The sequence below is a fragment of the Pseudomonas taiwanensis genome (genome assembly GCF_013393345.1).
Classification (GTDB): domain Bacteria; phylum Pseudomonadota; class Gammaproteobacteria; order Pseudomonadales; family Pseudomonadaceae; genus Metapseudomonas; species Metapseudomonas resinovorans_C.
This window is the reverse complement of record NZ_QJRF01000062.1, coordinates 1-5,779: the sequence shown is the minus strand read 5'-3', so window position 1 is coordinate 5,779 and position 5,779 is coordinate 1. Positions and strand designations below refer to the sequence as shown.

General features: G+C 68.1%; 3 protein-coding genes and 1 pseudogene. All 4 read left to right on the top strand.

The genetic code is table 11. The features are described 5' to 3' along the window. On the top strand, positions 1-2,601 hold a 2,601-nt coding region (gene gcvP, locus DM872_RS16905), incomplete at its 5' end, for an aminomethyl-transferring glycine dehydrogenase (protein WP_179060565.1). Positions 2,602-2,761: 160 nt separating this feature from the next. Continuing rightward, positions 2,762-4,015 (top strand): serine hydroxymethyltransferase, encoded by a 1,254-nt coding sequence (gene glyA, locus DM872_RS16900; protein ID WP_179060564.1) that lies wholly within the window; start codon positions 2,762-2,764, stop codon positions 4,013-4,015. A gap of 22 nt (positions 4,016-4,037) precedes the next feature. Next, a complete protein-coding gene (locus DM872_RS16895; protein ID WP_179060563.1) occupies positions 4,038-5,414 on the top strand; it encodes an L-serine ammonia-lyase in 1,377 nt (458 codons plus the stop codon). Between the two features lie 87 nt (positions 5,415-5,501). Then, positions 5,502-5,779 (top strand): annotated as a pseudogene (gene gcvT, locus DM872_RS16890) (glycine cleavage system aminomethyltransferase GcvT); the annotation flags it as partial.

Genomic DNA, 5,779 nt, shown 5'->3' with positions numbered 1-5,779 from the left:
TACTACCCCTGCCACACCCCCAGCCCGATCCTGCGCAACCTGCTGGAAAACCCGGCCTGGTACACCGCCTACACCCCCTACCAGCCGGAAATCTCCCAGGGCCGCCTGGAAGCCCTGCTGAACTTCCAGACCCTGGTCAGCGACCTCTCCGGCCTGCCGGTGGCCAACGCATCCCTGCTCGACGAAGGCACCGCCGCCGCCGAAGCCATGACCTTCTGCAAGCGCCTGGCGAAGAACAAGGCCAGCAACGCCTTCTTCGCCTCCCAGCACTGCCACCCGCAGACCCTCGACGTGCTGCGCACCCGCGCCGAGCCGCTGGGCATCGAGGTGGTGATCGGCGACGAGCGTGAGCTCGGCGACGCCAGCGCCTACTTCGGCGCCCTGCTGCAGTACCCCGCCGCCAACGGCGACCTCTTCGACTACCGCGAACTGGTGGCACGCTTCCACGCCGCCGGCGCCCTGGTCGCCGTCGCTGCCGAACTGCTGGCGCTGACCCTGCTGACCCCGCCCGGCGAGTTCGGCGCCGACGTCGCCCTCGGCAGCGCCCAGCGCTTCGGTGTGCCGCTGGGCTTCGGCGGCCCGCACGCGGCCTACTTCGCCACCCGCGACAACTTCAAGCGCGACATGCCCGGCCGCCTGGTCGGCGTCTCCATCGACCGCCACGGCCAGCCGGCCCTGCGCCTGGCCATGCAGACCCGCGAGCAGCACATCCGCCGCGAGAAGGCCACCAGCAACATCTGCACCGCGCAGGTGCTGCTGGCCAACATCGCCAGCATGTACGCCGTCTACCACGGCCCACAGGGCCTGACCCGCATCGCCCAGCGCGTGCACCAGCTGACCGCGATCCTCGCCCAGGGCCTGGCCAAGCTGGGCGTGACCGTCGAGCAGGCATTCTTCTTCGACACCCTGACCCTGGCCACCGGCGCCCAGACCGCCGAGCGCCACGCCGCAGCCCGCGCCCAGCGCCTCAACCTGCGTGAAGTGGACGCCGTGCGCCTCGGCCTGTCCCTGGACGAAACCACCACCCAGGCCGACGTCGAGCAGCTCTGGGCGCTGTTCGCCGATGGCCAGGCGCTGCCGGCCTTCGCCGCGCTGGCCGCCACCGTCGCCAGCCGCCTGCCGGCCGCCCTGCTGCGCCAGGGCGCGATCCTCGCCCACCCGGTGTTCAACCGCTACCACTCGGAAACCGAGCTGATGCGCTACCTGCGCAAGCTCGCCGACAAGGACCTGGCGCTGGACCGCAGCATGATCCCGCTGGGCTCCTGCACCATGAAGCTGAACGCCGCCAGCGAGATGATCCCGGTGACCTGGGCCGAGTTCGGCGCCCTGCACCCCTTCGCTCCCGCCGAGCAGTCCCAGGGCTACCTGGAACTCACTACCGAGCTGGAAGCCATGCTGTGTAAGGCCACTGGCTATGACGCCGTGTCCCTGCAGCCGAACGCCGGCTCCCAGGGCGAGTACGCCGGTCTGCTGGCGATCCGCGCCTACCACCTCAGCCGCGGCGACGACCAGCGCGACATCTGCCTGATCCCGCAATCGGCCCACGGCACCAACCCGGCCACCGCCAGCATGGTCGGCATGCGCGTGGTGGTCACCGCCTGCGACGCCCGCGGCAACGTCGACATCGCCGACCTCAAGGCCAAGGCCGAGGAGCACAAGGAGCGTCTCGCCGCGCTGATGATCACCTACCCGTCCACCCACGGCGTGTTCGAGGAAGGCATCCGCGAGATCTGCGACGTCATCCACGCCAACGGCGGCCAGGTGTACATCGACGGCGCCAACATGAACGCCATGGTCGGCCTCTGCGCCCCGGGCCAGTTCGGCGGCGACGTCTCCCACCTGAACCTGCACAAGACCTTCTGCATCCCCCACGGCGGCGGCGGCCCGGGCGTCGGCCCGATCGGCGTGAAGGCCCACCTGGCGCCCTTCCTGCCCGGCCACGCGCAGATGGCCCGCAAAGAGGGCGCGGTCAGCGCGGCGCCCTTCGGCAGCGCCAGCATCCTGCCGATCACCTGGATGTACATCCGCATGATGGGCGGCGACGGCCTGCGCCGCGCCACCCAGCTGGCGATCCTCAACGCCAACTACATCGCCCGCCGCCTGGAAGAGCACTACCCGGTGCTCTACACCGGCAGCAACGGCCTGGTCGCCCACGAGTGCATCCTCGACCTGCGCCCGCTCAAGGAGACCAGCGGCATCAGCGTCGACGACGTCGCCAAGCGCCTGATCGACTACGGCTTCCACGCCCCGACCATGAGCTTCCCGGTGCCCGGCACGCTGATGATCGAGCCCACCGAGAGCGAGTCGAAGGAAGAGCTGGACCGCTTCTGCGACGCCATGATCCGCATCCGCGAAGAAATCCGCGCGGTCGAGGCCGGTGAGCTGGACAAGGACGACAACCCGCTGAAGAACGCGCCGCATACCGCCCACGAGCTGGTCGGCGAGTGGACCCACCGCTACAGCCGCGAACTGGCCGTGTACCCCAGCGCCAGCCTGGTGGACGGCAAGTACTGGCCGCCGGTGGGCCGCGTGGACAACGTCCATGGCGACCGCAACCTGATCTGCGCCTGCCCGTCCATCGAGGCCTATCAGGACGCTTGAGCACTACCGGCGCGAACTCTGTGGGGGCGAATTCATTCGCTATGGGCTGCGCAGCAGCCCTCGGACAACGTCGTTGGGCAGGCCTGTGGCCTGCTTAGCGAATGAATTCGCCCCCACAAGGGCTCTACCAATCCGATACCGAACAAGAAGGAAAACCACCATGTTCCACAAGAGCCTGACCCTCTCCGACTTCGACCCTGCCCTGTTCGACGCCATCCGCCGTGAGGCCCAGCGCCAGGAAGACCATATCGAGCTGATCGCCTCGGAGAACTACACCAGCCCGCAGGTGATGCAGGCCCAGGGCACCGAGCTGACCAACAAGTACGCCGAGGGCTATCCGGGCAAGCGCTACTACGGTGGCTGCGAGTTCGTCGACAAGGTCGAACAGCTGGCCATCGACCGTGCCAAGCAGCTGTTCGGCGCCGACTACGCCAACGTCCAGCCGCACTCCGGCTCGCAAGCCAACAGCGCCGTCTACCTCGCCCTGCTGAACGCCGGTGACACCATTCTCGGCATGAGCCTGGCCCACGGCGGCCACCTGACCCACGGCGCCAAGGTGTCGTCCTCCGGCAAGCTCTATAACGCGGTGCAATACGGCATAGATGGCAATGGCCTGATCGACTACGACGAAGTCGAGCGCCTGGCCGTGGAACACAAGCCGAAGATGATCGTCGCCGGCTTCTCCGCCTACTCCAAGACCCTGGATTTCCCGCGCTTCCGCGCCATCGCCGACAAGGTCGGGGCGCTGCTGTTCGTCGACATGGCCCACGTCGCCGGCCTGGTCGCCGCGGGCCTGTACCCGAACCCGCTGCCCTACGCCGACGTGGTCACCACCACCACCCACAAGACCCTGCGCGGTCCCCGTGGCGGCCTGATCCTCGCTCGCAAGAATGACGAGATCGAGAAGAAGCTGAACTCCGCCGTGTTCCCGGGCGCCCAGGGCGGTCCGCTGATGCACGTGATCGCCGCCAAGGCTGTGTGCTTCAAGGAAGCACTGGAGCCGGACTTCAAGGAGTACCAAGCCCAGGTGATCAAGAACGCCCAGTCCATGGCCAAGGTATTCGTCGAGCGTGGCTACGACGTGGTCTCCGGCGGCACCGACAACCACCTGTTCCTGGTCAGCCTGATCCGCCAGGGCATTACCGGCAAAGACGCCGACGCTGCCCTCGGCCGCGCCCACATCACCGTGAACAAGAACGCCGTGCCGAACGACCCGCAGTCGCCCTTCGTGACCTCGGGTCTGCGCATCGGCACCCCGGCAGTGACCACCCGTGGCTTCGAGGAGCTGGAGTGCCGCGCCCTGGCGAGCTGGATCTGCGACATCCTCGACCACCTCGGCGATGCCGATGTCGAGGCCCAGGTGGCGCGCCAGGTCGCGGGGCTCTGCTCGCGCTTCCCGGTGTACCCGGCCTGATCCCTGTTCCGGGAGTCGAGATATGTCGCTCAGCGTTTTCGATCTGTTCAAGGTGGGCATCGGCCCCTCCAGCTCCCACACCGTGGGGCCGATGCGCGCCGCCGCGCGTTTCGCCGAGGGACTGAAACGGGACCACCTGCTGGCGCAGGTGGCCAGCGTCCGGGCGGAGCTGTATGGCTCCCTCGGCGCCACCGGCAAGGGCCACGGCAGCGACAAGGCCGTGCTGCTCGGACTGGAAGGCGAACAACCGGATACCGTAGATACGGAAAGCGTGGATGAGCGCCTGGCGCGCATCCGCCAGAGCGGCGAACTGCTTCTCGGCGGCGAGAAGTCGATTCATTTCGTGGAGAAGGAGCACCTGGCGCTGATCAGGAAACCGCTCCCCTACCACCCCAACGGCATGATCTTCCGCGCCTTCGACGCCGCCGGCATCCAGATCCGCGCCCGCGAGTACTACTCGGTGGGCGGCGGCTTCGTCGTCGACGAGGAAGCCGCCGGCCTGGACCGCATCGTCGAAGACCGCACGCCGCTGCCCTACCCGTTCAAGACCGGCAAGGACATGCTCGCCCACTGCAGCGCCAGTGGGCTGTCCATCAGCGGCCTGATGCGCGAGAACGAGAAGGCCTGGCGCAACCCGGAAGAGACCAGCGCCGGGCTGATGAAGATCTGGCAGGTGATGCAGGACTGCGTCACCACCGGCTGCCGCAAGGAAGGCATCATGCCCGGCGGGCTCAAGGTCAAGCGCCGCGCCGCCGCGCTCTACCGCCAGCTCAGCGAACACCCGGAGGCCAGCCTGCGCGACAGCCTCTCGGTGCTCGACTGGGTCAACCTCTACGCCCTGGCGGTGAACGAGGAAAACGCCACCGGCGGCCGCGTGGTCACCGCGCCCACCAACGGCGCGGCGGGCATCGTCCCGGCGGTGCTGCACTACTACAGCCGCTTCGTGCCCGGCGCCAATGACGACGGCGTCGAGCGCTTCCTGCTCACCGCCGCCGCCATCGGCATCCTCTACAAGGAAAACGCCTCGATCTCCGGCGCTGAAGTCGGCTGCCAGGGCGAGGTCGGCGTGGCCTGCTCGATGGCCGCCGGCGCGCTCTGCGAAGTTCTCGGCGGCACCCCGCAGCAGGTCGAGAACGCCGCCGAGATCGGCATGGAGCACAACCTCGGGCTGACCTGCGACCCGGTCGGCGGCCTGGTCCAGGTGCCCTGCATCGAGCGCAACGCGATGGGCTCGGTGAAGGCCATCAACGCCGCACGCATGGCCCTGCGCGGTGACGGCCAGCACTTCATCTCGCTCGACAAGGTGATCCGCACCATGCGCCAGACCGGTGCCGACATGAAGAGCAAATACAAGGAAACCGCCCGCGGCGGCCTCGCCGTGAACATCATCGAATGCTGAAGCCTTTTTCTCCCCTCTCCCTCTGGGAGAGGGGCCGGGGGTGAGGGAAGCCCTGCCCCCGCACCGACTTTCACTTTGGAGCCTCACATGACCGACCTCGCCAAAACCCCGCTGCACGCCCTGCACCTCGAACTCGGTGCGCGCATGGTGCCCTTCGCCGGCTACGACATGCCGGTGCAGTACCCGCTCGGCGTGCTCAAGGAACACCTGCACACCCGCGAGCAGGCCGGCCTGTTCGATGTCTCGCACATGGGCCAGGTCATCCTGCGCGGCGCGAACGCCGCCCGAGCGCTGGAAAGCCTGGTACCGGTGGACATCCTCGACCTGCCGGTGGGCATGCAGCGCTACGCGATGTTCACCGACGA

Excerpts from the sequence above, each read along its gene's own strand:
- glyA (WP_179060564.1), top strand. The coding sequence starts at position 2,762 with ATGTTCCACAAGAGCCTGACCCTCTCCGACTTCGACCCTGCCCTGTTC.
- DM872_RS16895 (WP_179060563.1), top strand. The coding sequence starts at position 4,038 with ATGTCGCTCAGCGTTTTCGATCTGTTCAAGGTGGGCATCGGCCCCTCC.